We start from the raw sequence: 21039 nt of genomic DNA, 5'->3' as shown, positions 1-21039 counted from the left end.
CGCTGCACCAAAATCCGCTCCGTCACGGTGGGTCAAACCCACGTTATCGCGCTCTAAATTGTCGCCAGGCCGGTCAGCTGCCGTCGATAGGTACCGGGCGAAACTCCATAGCGCGCGCGAAACACACGCGACAGGTGCGACGCGTCGCTGAACCCATAGCGGTCGGCCAGGTCCTGGATCGCGTCCTCGCCGTCCTGCCGGGTCAGCGCTTGATGCACCGCTTCCAACCGGCGGTTGCGGATATAGGCCTGAACCCCGCCTTCATCCTCGAACAGGCGATGCAGGCTGGTGCGCGACAGGTTGAGGTCGCGGCACAAATGCTTGATCGTCAAATTGGCCGATCCGAGATGCGCGTCGATCAGGGCGCGCGCGGCGTGGGACGCGGCGGCGCGCCGCACCGCCGGTGCGCTTTCGGGTTCCGCGGTGCGCACCGTCAGCACCAGCAGGTCGAGGATCGCGCGCGCGAGCAGCGGAATATCCTCCTCGCAATAAGCGTGCGCCGTGTCCAACAGCCGATCGAGATAGGCGATCAATGCCGCGCCGGCGGCGGACCGCACCACCACGCCGTGAAGCGCGGCCACGGTGATCCCGCACTCGGTCGCCGCCGCGCGCGTCACCGAAAGCAGGATGGTCCGGCTCGCGCTCGAATCGTGCTGAGACGGTTGCGACAGATCGACGAAGTGCACGCTGCCGGGACCGGTCCTGAACGGACGGTCGCCCATCACCCCGGCGGCGCTGCCGGCGAGCGTCATCGCCACCGTCATCCCGCCGGGATCGTTGGCCGCGATCAGGTCGGCATCGCGAACCCAGCGTTGCGCGGTGAAATCGGCGCGATGCACGATGAGCTCGCCGAGCAAGAGCGATACCGCGCTCGCCGCGAACGGCTCGTGCGGGGTGGTGCGGTAGAGCGTGCCGATGCTCGGCCACGGTCGTTCGACCCAGGCGCCGTGGCTGGTGGCGCCCGGATCCGCCGTGAAGTGCCGGAGCCTGAGACGCTGGCTCGATCGCATCACCCTGTCATATCAACAGTGTCGTGCGCCGGGTAGCGCCGATCGCGGCCGGCTGGCACGTCGGCGGCGATCGCGTCGGCGTCCTCGGATCGGGACCGTAGCGCGCTACCACACGTGGACGCGGTCCTCGGGCGCCAGGTACAATTTGTCGCCTGGCTTGACCCCGAATGCGGCGTACCAGGCGTCCATGTTCCGGACGATGCCGTTGACGCGATATTCCTCCGGGCTGTGCGGGTTGGACAGGAGCTGGGCACGCAGCGCGCCTTCGCGCGCCTTGCCTTGCCAGCTCTGCGCATAGGCGATGAAGAAGCGCTGGTCGCCGCTATAGCCGTCGATCACTGCCGGCTCGCCGTGGCGCGCGACATAGCGGCGATACGCGGCATAGGCGGCTTCGAGCCCGCCCAGGTCGCCGAGATTTTCGCCCAGCGTCAGCTCGCCCTTGATGTGCACGCCTGGGATCGGCTCGTATCCGTTGAATTGCGCGACCAGCTTCTGCGCGTGCGCGGTGTAGCGATCGGCCGATTCCTTGGTCCACCAGTCGCGCAATTTGCCCTGCGCGTCGAACTGGCGCCCCTCATCGTCGAAGCCATGGCCCATTTCGTGGCCGATCGTGGCACCCGTTTCGCCGTAATTGACCGCGGGGTCGGCGGCGGGATCGAAGAACGGCGGCTGCAGGATCGCCGCCGGGAACGTCACCTGGTTCATCAGCGGGTTGTAATAGGCATTCACTTCCTGGACGTTCATGTCCCACAGCCCGCGATCGACCGGCTTGCCCAGTCGCGACAGCTGCAGCTTCCACTGGAAATCGTCGGCGGCGATCGCATTGCCGAGCGGGTCGCTGCGCGACACCGTCATCGCCGAATAATCGATATATTTGGCCGGATGGCCGATCCGCGGATCGAACGAGGCGAGCTTGGCGAGCGCTTCCTTGCGCGTCGCCTCGTCCATCCACCCCGCGTTGTCGATCTTTTCCTTATAGGCCGCGCGCAGGTCGCCGATCAGCTCGGTCATCTGCCTGTCGGTGTCGGCGGTCCAGTGATGCTGGGCATAGAGCTCGCCGACCGCCTCGCCGAGATAATCGTTGAGCAGGCGCACGCCGCGCTTCCAGCGCTCGGGCTGGCTCTGCACGTCCTGCATCGTCCGGCCGTAAAAGCCGAACCGCGCATCGTCGAACGCCTTGGGCAGATATTGCGCATGGTCGCTGATGAAGCGGAAGGTCATCCAGTCCTTCCAGGTGGCGAGCGGTGTCGTCTCGATCGCCTTGCCCGCCGCGGTCACCGCGCTGGGTTCGGCGACGACCACGATCGGCATCTTGCCCAGCCCGATCTTGGCCAGCACCGGCGTCCAGTCGAATTGCGGCGCAAGCTTGTTCAGCGCCGCGCGGTCCATCGGGTTGTAGGTCTTGACCGGATCGCGCCGCGCCTCCGGCGTCCATTGGTCCTGCGCCAGCTTGGTTTCCAGCGCGATGATCGCATCGGCCTTGGCCGCGGCATCGGGGATGCCGGCGAGTTGCTGGATCTGGATGATATAGTCGCGATAGGCCTTGCGATAGGCGACGTACTTGGCGTCGGGCAGCAGATAGTAATCGCGCGTCGGCAGGCCGAGCCGCGCCTGGCCGGTATCGACCGTATAATGGGTCGGGTCCTTCGAATCCGGACTGACGCCGATATTGATCGGCGCGGCAAAACCCGGTTCGGCCATCAAGGCGACGAGCTGGTGGGTGGTCCCGACCGCGGCGATCCGCCCGAGCCAGGGCTTGAGCGGCGCGGTACCGCGCGCCTCGATTCCCGCCTGGTCCATCCACGCACCGTAGAAATCGGTGATGCGGCGCATCTTCGGATCGGCGGGCGCGGCGCCGGCATCCTCGACCAGCTTGCGGACTTCGGCCTCGCTTTCGTCGGGCATGTCGTAATTATAGCCGGCGCGCGCCTTGTCGGGCGCGATCGGCGCGGTTCGCAACCAGGTGCCTTCGGCATAGCGGAAGAAATCGTCGCCGGGCTTCACGCCCTTGTCCATAGAGGCGTAATCGACGCCCCACGGCCCGTATTTGGGTTTGGGCGCGGACGTCTGCGCCAGGGCCAGCCCCGACATGCCCAACAGCAACAGCCCAGCAACCCGCTTGATCGCCATGACGAAACTCCCCGCTCGATGATCGTTCGCGCGGTGTGTTGTCAGACTATGGCGGCGGGTAAAAGCGGAATCTTGGTGCCCGGTTTCAGGCGGCTTCCGCGACGATCTGGCGCAGCGCGCGTTCGAACGCCTCGGGCGGCTGGCCCCCCGAGATCAGGTAGCGGTCGTCGATGACGATCGCCGGCACCGAATTGATGCCGCGCGACTGCCACAAGCGCTCGGCGTCACGGACCTCCTGCGCATAGCGGCCCGAGGACAGGATTTCGCGCGCAGCCGTGCCTTCGAGCCCGACTTGCTCGGCGATCGACGCCAGGATGGCGTGGTCGGACACATCCAGCCCCTGGGTGAAGTTGGCCGCGAGCAGGGCATGTTTCAGGTCGAGCTGGCGCCCCTCCAGCTCCGCCCAATGGAGCAGGCGGTGCGCGTCGAACGTATTGTGCAGCCGCCGCTCGCCCAGCATCGCCATGTCGAACCCGACCGTGGCGGCGCGCTCGCGGATCGCCTCGCGATTGGCGGCGGCCTGCTCGGCGCTGATGCCGTATTTGCGCTTGATATGCTCGACCGCATCCTCGCCTTCGGGCGGCATGTCGGGGTTGAGCTCGAACGGCTGGAACGTGATATGCGCATCGATCAGGTCGCCGGTGCGGGTCAGCGCCTCCTCCAGGCCATTCAGCCCAACGGCGCACCATGGGCAGGCAATGTCGGAAACGAAATCGATCTTGATCGGCCGAGGCATCCCCTGTCCCTTTCGGTCGCGGCAGCGGTAGCGCGCGAGACGGCGAGCGGCGTTCGCCGGCGCCGAATATGGCTCGGCTTGTACCGACCTCCCGCTCAGGCCGCTAGCCGCAAACGGCCACCGGGAGGCCCGGTTGTCGCAGGCTGGCGCGTGACGATCTCCCGGGCCACCTGAACGTCGCCCAACGACCGGGCCACGGAACATTCAGCGGCGCTCATGCATACCCCTGTTGTCGCCGCATCCTGGCGTCGCAACTACAGGAGTCCCATATGAAAATCGCAACCGCCCTCGTGGCGGCCGCGACGATGGTCGCTTTCCTCCCCACGACCGCTGGCGCGCAAGGCTGGCAATCGATGAACCAGCGCAAGGCGAATATCGAACGCCGCATCGACATGGGCGTCCGCAACGGATCGCTGACGCGTCGAGAGGCGTCCAACCTGCGCACCCGTTTCGCCAATCTTCAGCGGCTCGAATGGCGCTACAGCCGTAATGGGCTCAACTGGACCGAACGCCGCGATCTCGACCGCCGCTACAACGCGCTGAGCAACTCGGTCCGCGTCCAGCGCCACGACCGCCAGGACCGCCGCTGGCGATAACGGCACCGACCGACGACGCGGGAGACCGGCTCCCGCGTCGGGTTCGGCGGATCGGCTGCGCCGCCGCGGCGCGACCTACCCTGCGATCAGCGGAACCGTTCGCGCCGGAAGGCGTCGATCTTCTGGTCGGTCTTGTACTGGCTGAGCGAATAGACGGCCCAGATCGCGGCCGGCAGCCAGCCGACGATCGTGATCTGCAGCGCGAGACAGATGATCCCGGCGATCGGCCGCCCGATCGTGAAGAACAGCAACCACGGAAACACTAATGCAATGATCAGGCGCAAGCGATGTCTCCCCTTTGGACGCCCGACATCACGATCGCTGCCGGCAGGTCACGGTAATCCTTAGCCGATTCCGGCGCGACGCGAAGGGGGTATCGGCGCGCATGGCGCAGCAGAGCACTTGGCCGGGCTTAAGGCGCGACCAGGAGAGAATCGGCCGGATGGCCGCCAAGGGGTCATCAGCCTCCTGCCGCGGCGAGCCGCGATAATCGGCCAGTGCCGCGTCGTCGGTGAACGGCCGCATCGCCGCGAGCCGCCGGCCCACGTGCCGCGCTTCGGGGAGCGACAGCTAGCCGCTCCCTACCTCGCGGGCCGCGCTTTCAGGGGCTGACCGGATGCGGGTGATGGTGCTTCCACCAGCCCCAGCCATGGCCGTTCGGGTCGTGGTCGCCGTCATTGCCCTTGCCGTTGCCGTTATTGCCTTTCCCGTTGCCGGTGTCCTTGTCGCCATCCCAGCCATGCGAGAAATCGGGGCCGCGCAGCCCGGCAAGGCCCGGCACATGGTCGAGCACGCGCGGGGATCTGTCCGGCGTATCTCTACCCGGTGATGCGGCCGCCGGTGACGCGGCCGCGATGGCGATCGCGCTGGCGAACAAGGCCAGTCCTGTGGTCGGTTTCATGGTTACACCTCATGGTCAGGGGGCCGCCGCAGGGCCGCACGCACCGGCCTGCGACGGCGCATCAACAACGCGAGCCGACAGGTTAGGGGCCGAGGCGCGACGGGCGTTGATCGTCGCGAAGGGGCGGGCGATGGGCGACGCGGTGTTGCAACGCGGCAAGCCGTTTGGCGGCGCGCGACGGTTCGGCTGGGGAGCGCGAAGCGGGAGGAGCGTCGGCTGGTGCGGCGGCCCGGCATCGCGGCCAGAGGAGTCGAGGAGTTCAAGCGAGGGGTGTTGCACGCCTCCCTGTAGCTGCGTTGCGGAGTCCGCTCCCGCTGATAGACTGTCGCCCTCGCTCGCGCGCCAGCCAGCGGAGCGCCGCGGCCCAAACGAGGGATGTCAGACGACGCAGGAGACCGGAACGATGGCGAAGAAATACACCGCGCAATGCGCGTGCGGCAGCGTCAAGTTCGAGTTCGACGCCGATCCCGACTTCGTCGCGGTCTGCCATTGCCTCGATTGCAAGAAGGCGTCGGGCGGAGAGGCGGCAACCTTTTTCGGCGTGCCGGAGGACGATTTCACGCTGACTAGCGGATCGCCCGTGCCGTTCCGCTATATCGCCGAATCCGGCAAGCGCCTCGACCGCAACTTCTGCCCCGAGTGCGGCGCGCGCGTATTTACGAGCAATCTGGAAAGCTTCCCCGGCGCGGTCTTCGCGACGCTGGGGAGCCTGGACGATCCGCGCGAGATCGCGCCGAAGCTGGAGATGTTCGTCAAGCGGCGGCTGGAGTGGGTGGCGCCGCTGGATTTGCCGCAGTTTGAGGGGATGCCGAGTTGACGCTTGCTTGGGGCGGACCGAGATTGGCTGCTAGGGTAATGCACGTGGCACGTTAATCCAGGGAGATAATATCAGTTCACGGAAGTCTCTTGAAACTTAGGGGGCAGCCCTCGTTCGCCTCCAAGCATTATTGCAAACTGAGAAAGCCGCTTGCCGTAATTCAACCCAGTCTCATATGACACCGGATAGGTGAGGGCGAAGGCAACGTCGCCATTTTTTTCCGGGTAGTCCAGGACATCCAATTCGCCGGGCAACGTGGCGAATAGTTTCTTTGCCGTCGGTCCCGATTTAGCGGGGACCGTTAAGTAAGTGGTTTGGCGGGGCTCTAGCGGCAGGTAGGACATGCCGGGGGCTGGGCGCGATGCTTCTAGTACCGCGGTTTCAACCGCTTCGTCCTCGGGTGTGACAACTTCAGCTAGTTTTTTCAGAGCAACCGTAAGCTTGGGAGTAAGTTCAATTTTCCGAGTTGGTTTCACGCGAGCTTCGAACTCGGCTTTGAGCCAATCATTTAGAATGGAACCTTCACCTTGCGGTAATCCGTAATCACTGTCGCGTGACACGATGAGGACGTTTGCATTCTCGCTTGCTTGTGTACACTTGATTAGCCACTCCCAATTGAGAGCGTCTCCGAAAGATGTATCCTTGGCCTTCCTTGGGGGGTAGCCAAGCTTAAAGCGCTTTTCTGCCATTTCGCGAACTTGAAAGCGTTCCTCGTTGGGCCGCTTCAGGTTCAGCGGCCCCGGATGGGAAAAAATGCGGCTCAGGCCTTGGTAGACAGGGTCGTATCGGCTCGGTTCGGCCAATATTAGTTCGGCCCGCTTCTTTGCCTCTTTATGACGCTTTACCGCGTCGTTCATCGCTTTGGTCAACGCCTTTCCGGAGCGCGAACCAGATAGAATCATGGGCAATGGCGCAGTTCTAGGCGCGGCCATCTGCTCCAACATTTCGGAAATGGCTTTCTGCCGATTGTTCAGAAATTCCATCTTCACTTGCTCAGTGACAATGATGGAATTGAGGTGTTTCCTCAGGCTCGCAATCTGCCGCCCGGCGTTTTCGCCTGGCTTTCGATAGAAATCGAGCATGATGTTCGTATCGACAAAAATCAGCCAGTTCTCTGCCACAGGCGTGCTTTCTAAATACGCGGTCGGTAGGGAGTTGAATAGCTGGGCCTGACACCAAGCGCGAATCTCGCAATAGAGGGACCAGAATACACTAGGGATGTCCCCAGCATTCCGCTGCGAGATGGACTTACGGTACCACGCGCAACAACCCTAAATCCATCGCTCTCTCGCGTGACGAACGGGGAGTCGAACGCTTGCGGGGATGTCGGTGCCGTTCACGCCGCCTAGGTGGGGGCGAGTTTGTTGCATTTCGCAAACTAGCACCGTGGATCAGAGTTTTGTTGATTACCCCTTAGCCTCCCTCGCTGATACTATGACGTATCTCTTTGGCCTGCCATCCATCGCAAGTATTCTCGTAAATCTTATACGCACCTTTAATCCGGTGTGATTTAAGTACTGATGCAATCCCCAAGAAAAGAATGTTCCATACTGCCTAAGAATATCGCGTGGCATCGATATGGGAACATTTCGACCAAGATTAAAGTCAAATACACTCTCATGCCCGGAGTTTCCGTAAAATCCACTAACACTAACGTCTCTCTCAATGATCTCGAGATCGGGAATGCTCGCTTTTATGTAAGCTTTAGTGTCTTGGTTCAGGCTGGCCATAGCACTATGGCCACCAATCCATTCGATCTCATTGGCGCCATTGCCGATAACATCATGCGCCTGTCGCACCGAAGGCTCTGAGATAGCGACTAAGGCCTCTATGTCCCCGTCCTTGCTCTGCAGAAGCGCAGCGGTGTCTGCATTCAACGGATCTCGAGAAATTCCTAAATTTCGAGTCAGAACACGATTAACTACGCCGTAAAGGAGTGCGCTTGCTCCGCCGCCAAGCGCGCTAAGGCCGAATACGGCAGCGGGTTGGCTATGAAGAATGACGGCAAAATCTGCCACGACGCTACCACGCGCCAAAGGCATTGCCCGTACCGAGCGTCGGCCGGGAAAATTGCCGCGGTGTCTAATTCCACCGGTTTCGACATAATTTGTGGCTAGCGATAACGTCCATGCGGCACCAGCAAGGGCCATGTACCCGTCATAACCTTCGAACTCGTGGTGGTCAGCCAAATCGCCTGTTAGTCGCAATTGAAAGGATGCAACCTCCATTAAGCATATCCCCACCCACCCGAGTTTACACTAGGTCAAGAAAATCCTGCGTCCGCAAGAGGGAAAGCCACCATGATCCCCGACATTGCAATCGGAGCAATCGGTGCCGCAATTATCGGGGCGCTTATTTCTTTGGTGGGGCTGATTGTTAGCAAAGAGTCAAAGGTATCCGAATTTAGGCAGGCATGGATTGACGCGCTTCGATCAGAACTGTCATCTTACCTATCGAACGTGAGCGCGGTTGTTGATGCACGGACCGTGACGTTCAAGGACGCGCAGGAACGCTTCGAAAAGCTGCAGCCTTACTATAGCAAGCTCAACGAGGCATATTACCTGATCGCTTTCCGCTTGAACCCATCGGAGCAGGGCTCAAAAAAAATCAAATCATGTATGGTTGCCATATCGAAATTGATCGCCGGCGGGGATGACATCGACGCCGCAGAAATGGAGCGTTTGAAGGTAGAATTCATCGGCTGTTCGAACACGCTGCTCAAAGATGAGTGGAAAACTGTCAAGAAAGGCGAGCCCGTCTTCAACGCCACAAAGTGGGCGTTGACGATCGTAGCTTCTATCTTGGTTGTGGTGATCTTAGTGCTTTTGGTGAGAGACGCGCGCTCCGTTGAGCGCGCGAAGGCACAGGGTTCAGCAGTGATTTCAAGAAGTGTGGAAGACAAATCGAATGCTGTCCAACCAACACGATTGCTCCCTGTCCCTATGAAGGACGGGCGCGGCTTAACACCGACACATCTTCCCCAAGCCGTCGCTTCTCCGCATCTGGATCGCAGATAAATCGGAGTTACCGTGTCGAGTTACGGTGCCACGTGCAATAACCCCCTCTAACGCTCAGGATCGCCCGTCGCGCTCTGCTTGCCACACCAACCACAATGCTCCCTTGCGCAGGAGAGGGTAGGTGGACGTCAAGGAAAGGTATCGCCGGGTGGAGCGACGCGCCTCGCGACTCTCATGCACGGTGGGCGACGGCGCTGAGGCCGCGGCGCGCTGAGGTCCCCAGCGATCGCACCAGGGCGTCGCGCGCAAAGGTGGCACCTTTTGCGCACCACGAAACGCTGCCAAACAAAGATTATAACACTGAAAAGTCAGTGCTTTTCGCGCAAATAGATCGCCTTGATGGGTTTCGCGCAAAACGAGCGGATACCGCCTTTCGACAGAAAAACCGCTACGAATATCAGCCGCTTACATCGGCGCGAGAATGGAAACCACCCCCCGCATAGCAAACCCATCACGCACGCCCATGCCCATGCGGGTCGGCAATCAGGTATTCGACGGAAATGCATCAGCCCCGCTGACCCGCGCGAGCGGCCGGAGCGGGGCTTACTCCGCCGCCACGGCCTCCCGCTTCCCGGCAACCTTCCCGTCCCGCCCCCGCAGCAACGGCGCAAGGTACTTGCCGGTAAAGCTCCGCTCGACCTTCGCGACATCTTCCGGCGTGCCCTCGGCGACGATCTCCCCGCCCTTCACGCCGCCTTCGGGTCCCAGGTCGATGATCCAGTCCGCGGTCTTGATGACGTCGAGATTGTGCTCGATCACCACCACCGTATTGCCCTGCTCGACCAGGGCATGCAGCACCTCGAGCAGCTTGCGCACGTCCTCGAAATGCAGGCCGGTGGTCGGCTCATCCAGGATGTAGAGCGTGTTGCCGGTCGCGCGGCGGGACAGTTCCTTCGACAGCTTCACGCGCTGCGCCTCGCCGCCCGACAGGGTCGTCGCCTGCTGCCCGACCTTGATATAACCGAGCCCGACCTCGACCAGCATTTCCATCTTGTCGCGGATCGGCGGCACCGCCTTGAAGAACTCGGCCGCATCCTCGACCGTCATGTCGAGCACGTCGGCGATCGAGAGCCCCTTGAACTTCACTTCGAGCGTCTCGCGATTGTAGCGCGCGCCGTGGCACACGTCGCACGTCACATAGACGTCGGGCAGGAAGTGCATCTCGATCTTGAGCACGCCGTCGCCCTGGCACGCCTCGCACCGGCCGCCCTTGACGTTGAAGCTGAACCGCCCGGGCTTGTAGCCGCGCGCCTGGCTCTCGGGCAGGCCGGCGAACCAGTCGCGGATCTGGGTGAAGGCGCCGGTATAGGTCGCCGGGTTCGATCGCGGCGTGCGGCCGATCGGCGACTGGTCGATGTCGATGACCTTGTCGAGATATTGCAGCCCGGTGATCTTGTCGTGCTTGCCCGACAGGATGCGCGCGCCGTTGAGCTGACGCGCGGCGGCGGCATAGAGCGTGTCGATCGTGAAGCTCGACTTGCCCGATCCCGACACGCCGGTGATGCAGGTGAAAGTGCCGATCGGGATCGACGCGGTCACCCCGCGCAGATTGTTGGCGGTGGCGTTGTGCACGGTCAGCTGCTTGCCGGTGCCCGAGCGGCGGATCAGCGGCACCGGCACTTCGCGCGTGCCGTTGAGATAATCGGCGGTGATCGAATCCTTGTGCGCGAGGACTTCGGGAAGCGTGCCCTTGGCGACGATCTCGCCGCCATGCATGCCCGCGCCCGGCCCCATGTCGACGATATAATCGGCCGATCGGATCGCATCCTCGTCATGCTCGACCACCAGCACCGTGTTGCCGAGGTCGCGCAGGCGCCGAAGCGTCGCGAGCAGCATGTCGTTGTCGCGCTGGTGCAGCCCGATCGACGGCTCGTCGAGCACGTAGAGCACGCCCGACAGCCCGCTGCCGATCTGGCTGGCGAGGCGGATGCGCTGGCTCTCGCCGCCCGACAGGGTGCCGCTGGTGCGGTCGAGGTTGAGGTAATCGAGCCCGACATTGTTGAGGAAGCCGAGCCGCTCGACGATTTCCTTCAGGATGCGCTCGGCGATTTCCTTCTGCTGCCCGTTGAGATGGTTGGGCAGGTCCTGGAACCAGGCGAGCGCGTCGACCACCGACAGATGCGTCGCATGGCTGATGTCCTGCATCGCGATCTTGACCGCCAGCGCCTCGGGCTTGAGCCGTGCGCCGTGGCACGTCTCGCACGGCTGCGACGACTGATATTTGCTCAGCTCCTCGCGCATCCACGCGCTCTCGGTCTGGAGCATGCGGCGGTTGAGGTTGCCGATCACGCCCTCGAACGGCTTCCTCACGTCGTACGATTTCTTGCCGTCGACGAAGGTCAGCGTCACCGGCTTGCCGCCGGTGCCGTGGAGGATGATCAGCCGGACCTCGCCGGGCAGGTCCTTCCACGGCGTCTCCAGGCTGAACCCGAATTCGCGCGCCAGGCTGCCCAGCACCTGCATGTAATAGGGGCTGGGCGGATTGGACTTGGCCCAGGGCACGACCGCGCCCTTTTTCAGGCTGAGGTCGTGATTGGGGACGACGAGGTCCTCGTCGAAGATCAATTTCTCGCCAAGTCCGTCGCACGCCGGGCACGCGCCCTGCGGGGCGTTGAACGAGAACAGCCGCGGTTCGATCTCGGCGATGGTGAAGCCGGAGACCGGGCAGGCGAACTTCTCGCTGAACACGATGCGGTTGTCGGGAACGCCGGCGCCCTTCATATTCCCCTCCCGCTCGCGGGAGGGGTTAGGGGAGGGCATGTCGCCTTCCACCGAAAACTCCTGACGCACTTCCTGGACACGCCCTCCCCCGACCCCTCCCGCAGGCGGGAGGGGAGAAAGGGGCGGCACCACGCCATCCACCAGATCCACATACGCCAGCCCCTCGGCCAGCTTGAGCGCGGTCTCGAAACTATCGGCCAGCCGCGTCGCCATGTCGGGCCCGACCACCATACGGTCGACCACCACTTCGATGTCGTGCTTGTATTTCTTGTCGAGCGCCGGCGCCTCGTCGATCTCGTACAGCTCGCCGTCGATCCGCACGCGGGTGAAGCCGGCCTTCTGCCACTCGGCGAGTTCCTTGCGATACTCGCCCTTGCGCCCGCGCACGACCGGCGCGAGCAAATACAGCCGCGTGCCTTCGGGCAGCGCCATCACGCGGTCGACCATCTGGCTGACCGTCTGCGCCGCGATCGGCAGGCCGGTGGCAGGCGAATAGGGCACGCCGACGCGCGCCCAGAGCAGGCGCATGTAATCGTAGATCTCGGTGACGGTCGCGACGGTCGAGCGCGGATTGCGGCTGGTCGTCTTCTGCTCGATCGAGATCGCCGGGGACAGGCCCTCGATATGATCGACATCGGGCTTCTGCATCAGCTCGAGGAACTGGCGCGCATAGGCCGAGAGGGACTCGACATAGCGCCGCTGCCCCTCGGCATAGATGGTGTCGAAGGCGAGGCTCGACTTGCCCGATCCCGACAGCCCGGTGATCACCGTCAGCGTGTCGCGCGGGATGTCGATATCGACGCCCTTGAGATTGTGCTCGCGCGCGCCGCGCACCTGAATGTGAGTCAGCATGTAGGCATTTGTTCCAGATTTGTTCGTGTCGGGCAAGCGCCTCGCGACGGGGGAGAGATGGGAAGTGCGGCGCGCGGGGGCAAGTTGCGATCGGATTGATGCAGATTGGTTGGCGGGTCTGAATTCCTTCTCCTCTCGTGGGAGAAGGAGGGAGCGCCGAAGGCGCGGAAGGATGAGGGGGAGTCTGCGAGTTCAAAGAGTCGCCCTCACCCTTCCCACTCGGCTACGCCGAGCGGGCCACTTCCCCGCCCACGAGGGGGGGAGGGCGTTTCCCAAAAAAACCCGGATCGCACGCGGTACGATCGCATTGGATTCGTTCACTTCTGCGTCTATTGCGTCGGGGCAGATAGTAGAAAGCGTGCGATGTTGCGGCCGGGGGGCAGTAGGGAATCCGAAATTCGCGCCGCGCTGGCCAAGCTGCGCGGTGGCTTTGGTGCGATCGTCGCGCTCAGCGCGTTCATCAACCTGCTGACGATTACCGGCTCGCTCTATCTGATGCTGGTCTATGACCGCGTGTTGCCGGCGCAGAGCCTGCCGACCTTGTTCAGCATCTTCGCGATGATCCTGATCGCTTATGCCTTTTACGGCGTGTTCGACGTGATGCGCTCGAAGATGCTGGCCGACGTCGCAACATCGCTCGACCGCTCGCTGTCGGGGCGCGTCCAGGCGATCGAGGCACGCATCGCGCTCGAACGGCCAGAGGCCAAGGAACAGGTCAGCCCGGTGCGCGACCTCGACCAATTGCGCGCGTTCATCGCCAGCGCGGGGCCGCCGGCACTGATCGACCTGCCCTGGATCCTGCTGTTCCTGATCATCCTGACCGCGGTCCATTACTGGCTCGGTGTCGTGACCCTGGTCGGCATGCTGGGCCTGGCCGCGCTGACTCTGGTAGCCGAACGCGTCAGCGGCCGCCACGTCGCGAATGTTGCACGCGCGGCGGCAAAGCGGCGCCTGCTCGCCGATCGCCAGTGGCGCCATGCCGAGATCATCACCGCGCTCGGCATGCGCGACCGGCTGATGTTGCAATGGCGGCGGATCCACCATGATTATCTCAATCAGCAGGCGACGCTGACCGATGCCACCGCAACACTGTCAGGGATCAGCAAAGTCGCGCGGATGGTGCTGCAGTCGGTCGTGCTGACGGTCGGCGCGATGCTGGTGATCGACGGCAAGGCGACCGCGGGAATCATCTTCGCCAGCTCGATCCTGTCGGGCCGCGCGCTGGCGCCGGTCGACGCGGCGATCGCCAATTGGAAGCATTTCGTCGGCGCGCGTCAGGCCTGGGCGCGGCTCGACACCTTGTTCGGGCAAGTCCCGCCGCCGGTCGGCGAGCGTACCGAATTGCCGCCGCCCACCAAGTCGCTGACGGTCGACAATCTGTCGCTGACCCCGCCCGGCAGCCAGGTCACCAATGTCGCCGCGGTCAGTTTCCAGGCGCAAGCGGGGCAGGTCGTCGGGATCATCGGGCCGAGCGCATCGGGCAAGTCGTCGCTGGTGCGCGGCGTGCTCGGCGTGTGGAAAGCGGCCAAGGGTTCGGTCCGGCTCGACGCCGCGGCGATCCAGCAATGGGATAGCGAGACGTTGGGCCGCTCGATCGGCTATGTCCCGCAATCGGTCGAATTGTTCGCCGGAACGATCGCCGAGAATATCGCAAGGTTCGAGGTCGGGGCGCCGTCCGACGCGGTGATCGCCGCGGCCAAGGCGGCGGGCGTGCACGAGTTGATCGTGCAATTGCCGGGCGGATACGACCTTCAGGTCGGCGAGGACGGCCTGCAATTGTCGGCCGGCCAGCGCCAGCGCATCGCGCTCGCCAGGGCGCTCTATCGCGACCCGTTCCTGGTCGTGCTCGACGAGCCCAATTCGAACCTCGACCCGGACGGGGAGGTCGCGTTGGCGCGTGCGGTCGCGGGCGTTAAGGCGCGCGGCGGCATCGTCCTGCTGGTCGCCCATCGCCGGGAGATATTGAGCGTGGTCGACCTGTTGCTGGTGATGCGCGGCGGCACCGCGCAGGCGTTCGGGCCGCGCGATGAAATACTGGCCAAGCTCGCGACGCCGCCGCAGCAACCGCCACGGTCCGATCCGGTCACGCGCGGCGGCAATAGCGGCAAGGGACCCGGCGGATTGGTCGTCAGCAAGAAGGCGGGGCAATGACCGCGCAGGTGCCGCTCCACGCTTTCTGGCCCGATGCCGAGCCCGATCCCGGCGCCGAACGGCTGCGTGTTCGGACGCGGCGCGCCTATCTGCTGATCGCTGGCCTGGTACTCGGCTTTTTCGGCCTGTCGGCGATCCTCCAGGTCGGCGGAGCGGTGGTCGGATCGGGCGAGGTAGCGGTCGAATCGAACGTGAAGATCTTGATCCATCCGACCGGCGGTATCCTCAAGGCATTGATGGTTCGCGATGGCGATCATGTCACCAAGGGGCAGTTGCTGATGCGGCTCGACCAAGGCGTGTCGTCGGTCGGCGCCGAGTCCGCGGCGCTCGGCCTCGAGCAATTGCTGGCGCGGCGCGCGCGGCTGGAAGCGGAACGCGACGGCGCCTCGTCGATCCTGTTCCCGCCCGAGCTCACCACCAAGACCGACGCGCGCGCCAGGGAAGCGATGGCGCGCGAGCGGCAATTGTTCGCGCTCCGCCGGCGCGAGCGCGACGGATCGATCGCGCTGCTCAATCAACGCGTGCGCCAATATGACGAACAGATCGCCAGCTATCAGGCGCAGATCGCCGCGATCGAAAGCCAGATGACGCTGATCGAGCCCGAACTGGCGGGGCTGCGCAAGCTCCACGACCGCCAGCTGGTGACGATCAACCGCCTCAACGAGATGGAACGCACCGCGGTCCAGATGAAGGGCAGCAAGGCCGCGCTCGAATCGAACATCGCCGAGGCGCGCGCGCATATTTCCGAGGCGAACGAACAGATCCTCAACGTCGACAAGCAGATCCGCAGCGATGCCGGCACCCAGCTTGCCGAGGTGGTCGGTCAGCTCAACGACCAGCAGGTCCGCGTCGCCACCACCAGCGACACGGTCGACCGCAGCGAGATCCGCGCGCCGCAATCGGGCGTGGTCGACAAGATCGCTTTCACCACGATCGGCAGCGCGGTGCCCGCCACCCAGCCTTTGCTCCAGATCGTGCCCGACCGCGACAACATGATCGTCGAGGCGCGGATCCGCCCACAGGATGTCGACCAGGTCCGCGTCGGCCAGGCGGCGCGGATCACCTTTTCGGGCTTCAACCGCCAGACCACGCCCGACATCCCCGGCAAGCTGATCTTCGTCTCGCCCGATCTGACCGCCGACCAGCGCACCGGACAGAGCTATTACCGGATCAAGGTGCGGCTCGATGCCGACGCGCTGGCCCGCGCGCCGCAGATCGCGCTCAAGGCGGGGATGCCGGCGGAAACGTTCGTCGAGACGGGGAACCGATCGATCCTGTCGTTCCTGATCAAGCCGCTGCTCGACCAATTGCGCTATTCGATGCGCAGCGAAGGCTAGGGAGCAGGTCGGCCGCTGATGTAACCGTTTACCGGGGCGGGGCGGCTGGGCTAAGGCTGGCGCCAAGGTGCCGTTACCGAGCGCCGCCCGGAGGATCACCGCAATGACCGCGCCCAACGCGCCGCTCAAGACCATCACCATCGTCGGCGGCGGCACCGCCGGGTGGATGACCGCCGGGCTGCTCTCGCACCTTTTCAAGAGCTACGAGATCCGGCTGATCGAGTCCGAGGAGATCGGCACGATCGGCGTGGGCGAGGCGACGATCCCGGCGATCCGTGATTATATGACCATCGCCGAGATCGATCAGGTCGAGATGATCCGCGCAACCCAGGCGACATTCAAGCTGGGGATCGATTTCGTTGGCTGGCGCAACGGCGACGACCGTTATTTCCACGGCTTCGGGCGGATCGGCCAGGACTTCATGTGGCTGCACACCCATCAATTGTGGCTGGGCGAGCGCGCCGCGGGTCGGGCCCGGCATTTCGACGATTATGCGCTCAATTGCGCCGCCGGGATGGCCAACAAGTTCGCCTTTCCGGACCAGCGCAATCCCGCCTCGCCGATGGCCGGGCTCGACTTCGCCTATCAGTTCGATGCGTCGTTGCTGGCGCGTTTCCTGCGCGCGCGGTCGGAAGCGGCGGGGGTCGAGCGGATCGAGGGCAAGATCGTCGACGTCAAACTCGACGGCGAGACTGGCCATGTCGATCACTTAGTGATGGAGGATGGGCGGACGGTCGGCGGCGACCTGTTCGTCGATTGCTCCGGCATGCGCGGCCTGCTGATCGGCCAGGCGCTGGGAATCGGGTATGAGGACTGGAACCACTGGCTGCTCAACGACCGCGCGCTGGCGGTGCCGTGCGAGCGGGTCGAACCGCTCACGCCATATACCCGCGTCACCGCGCGCCGGCACGGCTGGCAATGGCGCATTCCGCTCCAGCACCGCACCGGCAACGGCCATGTCTATTCGAGCGATCACATTTCCGATGACGAGGCGGCGTCGGTGCTGCTCGCCAATCTCGACGGCAAAGTGCTGGCCGATCCGCGGCCGGTCCGGTTTCGTCCGGGCAAAAGGCACAAAGCTTGGGACAAGAATGTCGTCGCGATCGGCCTGTCGGCCGGCTTCCTCGAGCCGCTGGAATCGACCAGCATCCACCTTATTCAGACCGGGATCATCAAGCTGCTGGGGCTGTTCCCGCATCAGGGGTTCGCTGCCGCCGATATCGCCGAATATAACCGCCAGCACGATTTCGAATTCACCGATGTGCGCGACTTCATCGTCGCGCACTACAAGGTCACCGACCGCGAGGACACGCCCTATTGGGCGTATCTGAAGAACATGGCGGTACCCGACAGCCTGACCGAGCGGCTCGACCTGTTCGCCTCGTCAGGCCGCTTTTACAAGCGAGCGGCGGCGGAGCTATTCCGCGTCGAAAGCTGGGTCCAGGTGCTGCTGGGCCAGGGGTTTGCGATGGGACAGGACCCCAATGCGGCGATCTTGCCGGCCGAAATGCGGGCATCGTTCCTGGCCGATATCGAGGAAGTGATCGCCGACGCCGCGGGACGGATGCCCGACCACGCCGCGTTCATCGATCGCTATTGCAAGGCGCCGCCGCTCGCCGCTTGAACGAAAAAAAGGGCGGGTCGATCGATCGGCCCGCCCCTTCACTTTCCGACTCGGCGGTTTTTCAGAACTTGAACCGTGCACCGACCTTGAAGTTGCGTCCTTGGCTTGCGACCGAGCCCGCATCAGGTTGCAACGTCGGGCCGGGGCCACCGATACTCTGGAAACCGCCGCTCCATTGCGAATAGTTGCGGTTGACGAAATCAAATGCGTTGAGCGCCTGCATATATACTGTCAGCTCGGTATGTCCGGGCAGCTTGATCGTCTTGGTGATGTTGAAGTCGACGTTCTTATAGCCAATCCCCTTGGGCCGATAGATGCCGAAGTTGGTCAGGTAGCATCCGCCGCCGCCCGGCGCAGTGGCTGGGACGTTGCAAATCACGCCGCCATAGGAGGGCCCCGACGACAGCGTGACGAGCGTGGTTGCGCGGATGCCGAATGGTAGCCCGATCGTACCCGAACCGACGAACCGCCACCGCTCGAGGCTGCTGGAATTGCCCCAGCCCTGTGCGCCGATAGTCGGGGCGTCGAAATTGAACGGGTCGCCGATCGACGCGCCGTTCCGCGAGTCGTTGGACCGCGCGCTTGAGATGGTCAGCGTCGTGCTGAAGCCCCAACGCGACGCTTCGGTATAAGGCTTGTCGGCCTGTAGGTACAACGCGGCGTAACTCGCCTTGCCGTCGCTGTTGCCGATGAAGATGCTTCCGTATCCGGGCAAGGGCGCATTGAATATAGCCGATCCACCATAGAAGATCCCGGCCGAGTACACGTTTCCTTGGTAGGTATAGATCGGATTGCCGCCCGGGCTGTAGGTACCGTCCGGATTCCGGTTGCCGACGACTTCCTGGTAGATGTTGTGCGACCGGATGTACGAGAAGGTGATCGAGGTGTTGATCACTCCGACGCGCTTCCTGATCGAGGCGCTTACCTGATCGGAATATGGTGTCTTGGTCCTGTTGTTGAGCAGGTGCACTTCGCCGCCCTGCATCGCCGCCAGAGCGCGCAATTGATCGATGTTGGTCGGAATCGACGCCACGCAAGTCGGGTCACCCGGACTAATGGTGCAGCCTCCGGCGGGCGTCCGGATGGTGGCGACCGATTCGTACTTGTCCTTGATCGTCTCGATCGCCGAGTCGATGAACAGCGAGCGATCGTAATAGCGTCCGGCGCCCAATGTGAAGACGAGGCTGCGATCGCCCTTCGGGTCGTAGGAGATGCCGAGCCGCGGCTGGAATGCGCCCATGAAGGGCTTCCGGTTGTTCCCAGTCGAAATGTAGTCGTCGGGATTGATCCCGGCGGCCTGCCAGCCCGGATAGGCTCGAAGCGCCGCTGCGATGCCGGCGGGCGTCACAAATTTATTGTTCAGCGCATTGGACTCATAGTCCCAACGCAGACCGGCGCTGATCTGCCAATGCTCGTCCGGCTTCCAGTCGTCCTGGATGAAGGCGCCGATTTCGGTGTTGTTGGCCGAGACCGGCTGGACGTTCGCGGAATTGATCGTCGCTGCATAGGGCGTGGACGAACCGATCCCGTTGAACGAGGTGGCGTCGTAAAAGAACGTCCCATTACCGTTATTGTTCTCGAGCCGCTGCAGCTTGGTGACGTTAACCTTGACGCCAGCTTTGATCGTGTGCGCTCCGCCGAAGAAGGTCACATTGTCCTTGAATAACGTCTGATATTGATGGTCATCCTGCGCGAAGTTGGTGCCGCCCAGCACCAGCACCCTCGAATCGAAGATACCCGGATTGGGGGCCCCGGGATTGTAGGTCACTACGTAAGAGGATCCGGCAACGTTGGGGATCGACCCGTTGGCCGCCGCATCGCGCGCGAAGATGAACTCGTTGAGCCAATTGGTTCCGCGGTGGCTCCATGTCAGCTGGTAGCGGTGCTCGTCGTTACGGTTGTTGGACGATGCGTCGACCGTCGTCACGCCGGCGTTGATCTGCAGATTGGCTTCGTTGCGGATGAACGCGCTGACGTTGATCGTATCTGCAGCGGTCGCGAAGAAAGTCAGTTTGCCGAAGTACAGCTTTTCGTCGAAGGTCTCCGGGAAGCTGCCGTTATATTTCGAACGCGCGGTCTGGGCATAGGGCAAAGCGTCCAGCGCGCTGCCCTGATAGACGCCGATGTCGTTGGACGCGAAAGTCTTCTTCGTTCCTTCGAAATCAACGAAAAAGGTTAGCTTGTCCTTGATGATCGGGCCGCCAAGGTTCCCGCCGTAATATTTCGTGTCGAAATTCGGCTTGACGGCGTAGGGGGCCGTTGCGTTGTTCACCTTTCCGGGCCGGTCAAAGTAATTCCGGCTGATGAACGCCTTGGGCTGCCACTCGCCGAAGATTTCGCCGCTGAACTTGTCACCGCCGGTTTTCGTCACCGACGAGATCACTGCCGAGCCGGCCTGCTCGAATTCGGCCTTGAAGTTCTGAGTCTGGACGTCGAATTGGTCGACGGCCGACGCCGGGAACGGGTTCCCCGACGAATAATTTTGTCCGATCGTGCCGCCGTGATTAACTAGGTTCTTGATGCTGATGCCGTCGATGAAGGTGTTGGTGTTGTCCGAATTGACGGCTCCCGCTTGCACCTGACGCGAGCCGCCGTTTAGCGTCTGCGGCGAAACGGTGACGCCGGGTGCCAGTGCGGCGAAGGCGAGAAAGTTGCGATCGCCATTTGGCAGATTCTCGAGCTGGAAGCGCGAGATGTTGGTGCTGACCGTGGACGTCCGGACATCCCTTGCCCGCGAGCCCGTCACGACGATGTCCTTCGTCGTGTCCGGCGCGGCGATCAGGTCGGCCGTCACCGCCTGGTTCAGCGGCACCACGACGACGACGGACTTGTCGCCCGACTCGACCCGATAGGTGCTCGGCGGCACGCCGACCAGGACGTAATTGCCGTTGGCATCGACCGTGACGGTATCCTGATGGCCGGTGTTCGTGTCCGTGAGGACAACGGTCGCTCCGGGCGCCGCACCGTCGACATGACCTTGAATGGTCGAGGTCGTCTGCGCCGCGGCCGGCGTCGCTAGCGCCAGCGCGCCGCCGGCCAAGATGGTGGTCGCGAGTGCGGCCCGCAGGCTTGCCCTCATCAGGTTGGTCATCTCAATTCCCCTTGCTCGGGCGCCAGCGCCCTTTGTCCGGTTGTTCATTGGTTAGG

General features: G+C 63.3%; 15 protein-coding genes. 6 read left to right on the top strand and 9 right to left on the bottom strand.

Annotated features, from left to right (window positions below; translation table 11 throughout):
* Window positions 1-53: 53 nt before the first annotated feature.
* From SPR01S_RS12215 to SPR01S_RS12205, 3 genes are all read right to left on the bottom strand, one after another.
* Window positions 54-1010 (bottom strand): helix-turn-helix domain-containing protein, encoded by a 957-nt coding sequence (locus SPR01S_RS12215; protein WP_066589984.1) that lies wholly within the window; start codon window positions 1008-1010, stop codon window positions 54-56.
* Window positions 1011-1115: 105 nt separating this feature from the next.
* Window positions 1116-3140, bottom strand: coding sequence for a M13 family metallopeptidase (locus SPR01S_RS12210; protein ID WP_066589982.1), 2025 nt, complete (start codon window positions 3138-3140; stop codon window positions 1116-1118).
* 85 nt (window positions 3141-3225) lie between these two features.
* A complete protein-coding gene (locus SPR01S_RS12205) occupies window positions 3226-3876 on the bottom strand; it encodes a DsbA family oxidoreductase (protein WP_066589980.1) in 651 nt (216 codons plus the stop codon).
* Between the two features lie 269 nt (window positions 3877-4145).
* On the opposite strand from SPR01S_RS12205, the gene SPR01S_RS12200 reads away from it, so the two are divergent.
* Entirely contained in the window at window positions 4146-4472 is a 327-nt protein-coding gene (locus SPR01S_RS12200) for a hypothetical protein (RefSeq protein WP_066589976.1), read from the top strand.
* Window positions 4473-4558: 86 nt separating this feature from the next.
* Here SPR01S_RS12200 and SPR01S_RS12195 read toward each other — a convergent pair whose 3' ends face one another.
* On the bottom strand, window positions 4559-4756 hold the full coding sequence (locus SPR01S_RS12195) for a YqaE/Pmp3 family membrane protein (protein ID WP_066589975.1): 198 nt from the start codon (window positions 4754-4756) through the stop codon (window positions 4559-4561).
* Window positions 4757-5073: 317 nt separating this feature from the next.
* On the bottom strand, window positions 5074-5373 hold the full coding sequence (locus SPR01S_RS21605; protein WP_157082218.1) for a hypothetical protein: 300 nt from the start codon (window positions 5371-5373) through the stop codon (window positions 5074-5076).
* Window positions 5374-5776: 403 nt separating this feature from the next.
* Between SPR01S_RS21605 and SPR01S_RS12180 the strand changes: the two genes are divergently transcribed.
* Window positions 5777-6190, top strand: a complete 414-nt coding sequence (locus tag SPR01S_RS12180) for a GFA family protein (RefSeq protein ID WP_066589972.1) — start codon at window positions 5777-5779, stop codon at window positions 6188-6190.
* A gap of 71 nt (window positions 6191-6261) precedes the next feature.
* On the opposite strand, the gene SPR01S_RS12175 is transcribed toward SPR01S_RS12180, so the two are convergent.
* On the bottom strand, window positions 6262-7311 hold the full coding sequence (locus tag SPR01S_RS12175; RefSeq protein ID WP_066589970.1) for a PIN domain-containing protein: 1050 nt from the start codon (window positions 7309-7311) through the stop codon (window positions 6262-6264).
* Between the two features lie 285 nt (window positions 7312-7596).
* On the bottom strand, window positions 7597-8418 hold the full coding sequence (locus SPR01S_RS21600; RefSeq protein ID WP_157082216.1) for a DUF7946 domain-containing protein: 822 nt from the start codon (window positions 8416-8418) through the stop codon (window positions 7597-7599).
* Between the two features lie 72 nt (window positions 8419-8490).
* Here SPR01S_RS21600 and SPR01S_RS12165 point away from each other — a divergent pair, with 72 nt between their 5' ends.
* A complete protein-coding gene (locus SPR01S_RS12165; RefSeq protein WP_066589968.1) occupies window positions 8491-9207 on the top strand; it encodes a hypothetical protein in 717 nt (238 codons plus the stop codon).
* Between the two features lie 543 nt (window positions 9208-9750).
* Here the strand turns inward: SPR01S_RS12165 and uvrA are convergent.
* Window positions 9751-12780: an excinuclease ABC subunit UvrA gene (gene uvrA / locus SPR01S_RS12160; protein ID WP_066589967.1), complete on the bottom strand. Its 3030-nt coding sequence runs from the start codon at window positions 12778-12780 to the stop codon at window positions 9751-9753.
* Window positions 12781-13143: 363 nt separating this feature from the next.
* On the opposite strand from uvrA, the gene SPR01S_RS12155 reads away from it, so the two are divergent.
* The 3 genes from SPR01S_RS12155 (at window position 13144) to SPR01S_RS12145 (ending at window position 17892) form a co-directional block, all read left to right on the top strand.
* Window positions 13144-14931 carry a type I secretion system permease/ATPase gene (locus tag SPR01S_RS12155; RefSeq protein ID WP_066589966.1) on the top strand — a complete coding sequence of 596 codons (1788 nt, stop codon included), beginning with the start codon at window positions 13144-13146 and terminating at the stop codon, window positions 14929-14931.
* Window positions 14928-16268, top strand: a complete 1341-nt coding sequence (locus tag SPR01S_RS12150) for an HlyD family type I secretion periplasmic adaptor subunit (RefSeq protein ID WP_066589964.1) — start codon at window positions 14928-14930, stop codon at window positions 16266-16268. Before SPR01S_RS12155 ends, SPR01S_RS12150 begins: the two co-directional genes overlap by 4 nt.
* Window positions 16269-16371: 103 nt before the next feature.
* A complete protein-coding gene (locus SPR01S_RS12145; protein ID WP_066589962.1) occupies window positions 16372-17892 on the top strand; it encodes a tryptophan halogenase family protein in 1521 nt (506 codons plus the stop codon).
* A gap of 61 nt (window positions 17893-17953) precedes the next feature.
* Here the strand turns inward: SPR01S_RS12145 and SPR01S_RS12140 are convergent, their stop codons facing one another.
* Window positions 17954-20983 carry a TonB-dependent receptor gene (locus SPR01S_RS12140; RefSeq protein WP_066589960.1) on the bottom strand — a complete coding sequence of 1010 codons (3030 nt, stop codon included), beginning with the start codon at window positions 20981-20983 and terminating at the stop codon, window positions 17954-17956.
* Window positions 20984-21039 lie beyond the last annotated feature (56 nt).

Source organism: Sphingomonas pruni NBRC 15498 (genome assembly GCF_001598455.1).
In the GTDB taxonomy this organism is placed as follows: Bacteria; Pseudomonadota; Alphaproteobacteria; order Sphingomonadales; family Sphingomonadaceae; genus Sphingomonas; species Sphingomonas pruni.
This window is presented reverse-complemented; position numbering and strand designations above follow the sequence as displayed.

Excerpts from the sequence above, each read along its gene's own strand:
- SPR01S_RS12155 (WP_066589966.1), top strand. The coding sequence starts at position 13,144 with ATGTTGCGGCCGGGGGGCAGTAGGGAATCCGAAATTCGCGCCGCGCTG.
- SPR01S_RS12165 (WP_066589968.1), top strand. The coding sequence starts at position 8,491 with ATGATCCCCGACATTGCAATCGGAGCAATCGGTGCCGCAATTATCGGG.
- SPR01S_RS12205 (WP_066589980.1), bottom strand. The coding sequence starts at position 3,876 with ATGCCTCGGCCGATCAAGATCGATTTCGTTTCCGACATTGCCTGCCCA.
- SPR01S_RS12180 (WP_066589972.1), top strand. The coding sequence starts at position 5,777 with ATGGCGAAGAAATACACCGCGCAATGCGCGTGCGGCAGCGTCAAGTTC.
- SPR01S_RS12145 (WP_066589962.1), top strand. The coding sequence starts at position 16,372 with ATGACCGCGCCCAACGCGCCGCTCAAGACCATCACCATCGTCGGCGGC.
- SPR01S_RS12150 (WP_066589964.1), top strand. The coding sequence starts at position 14,928 with ATGACCGCGCAGGTGCCGCTCCACGCTTTCTGGCCCGATGCCGAGCCC.
- SPR01S_RS12200 (WP_066589976.1), top strand. The coding sequence starts at position 4,146 with ATGAAAATCGCAACCGCCCTCGTGGCGGCCGCGACGATGGTCGCTTTC.
- SPR01S_RS12140 (WP_066589960.1), bottom strand. The coding sequence starts at position 20,983 with ATGACCAACCTGATGAGGGCAAGCCTGCGGGCCGCACTCGCGACCACC.
- SPR01S_RS21605 (WP_157082218.1), bottom strand. The coding sequence starts at position 5,373 with ATGAAACCGACCACAGGACTGGCCTTGTTCGCCAGCGCGATCGCCATC.
- uvrA (WP_066589967.1), bottom strand. The coding sequence starts at position 12,780 with ATGCTGACTCACATTCAGGTGCGCGGCGCGCGCGAGCACAATCTCAAG.
- SPR01S_RS21600 (WP_157082216.1), bottom strand. The coding sequence starts at position 8,418 with ATGGAGGTTGCATCCTTTCAATTGCGACTAACAGGCGATTTGGCTGAC.
- SPR01S_RS12215 (WP_066589984.1), bottom strand. The coding sequence starts at position 1,010 with ATGCGATCGAGCCAGCGTCTCAGGCTCCGGCACTTCACGGCGGATCCG.
- SPR01S_RS12210 (WP_066589982.1), bottom strand. The coding sequence starts at position 3,140 with ATGGCGATCAAGCGGGTTGCTGGGCTGTTGCTGTTGGGCATGTCGGGG.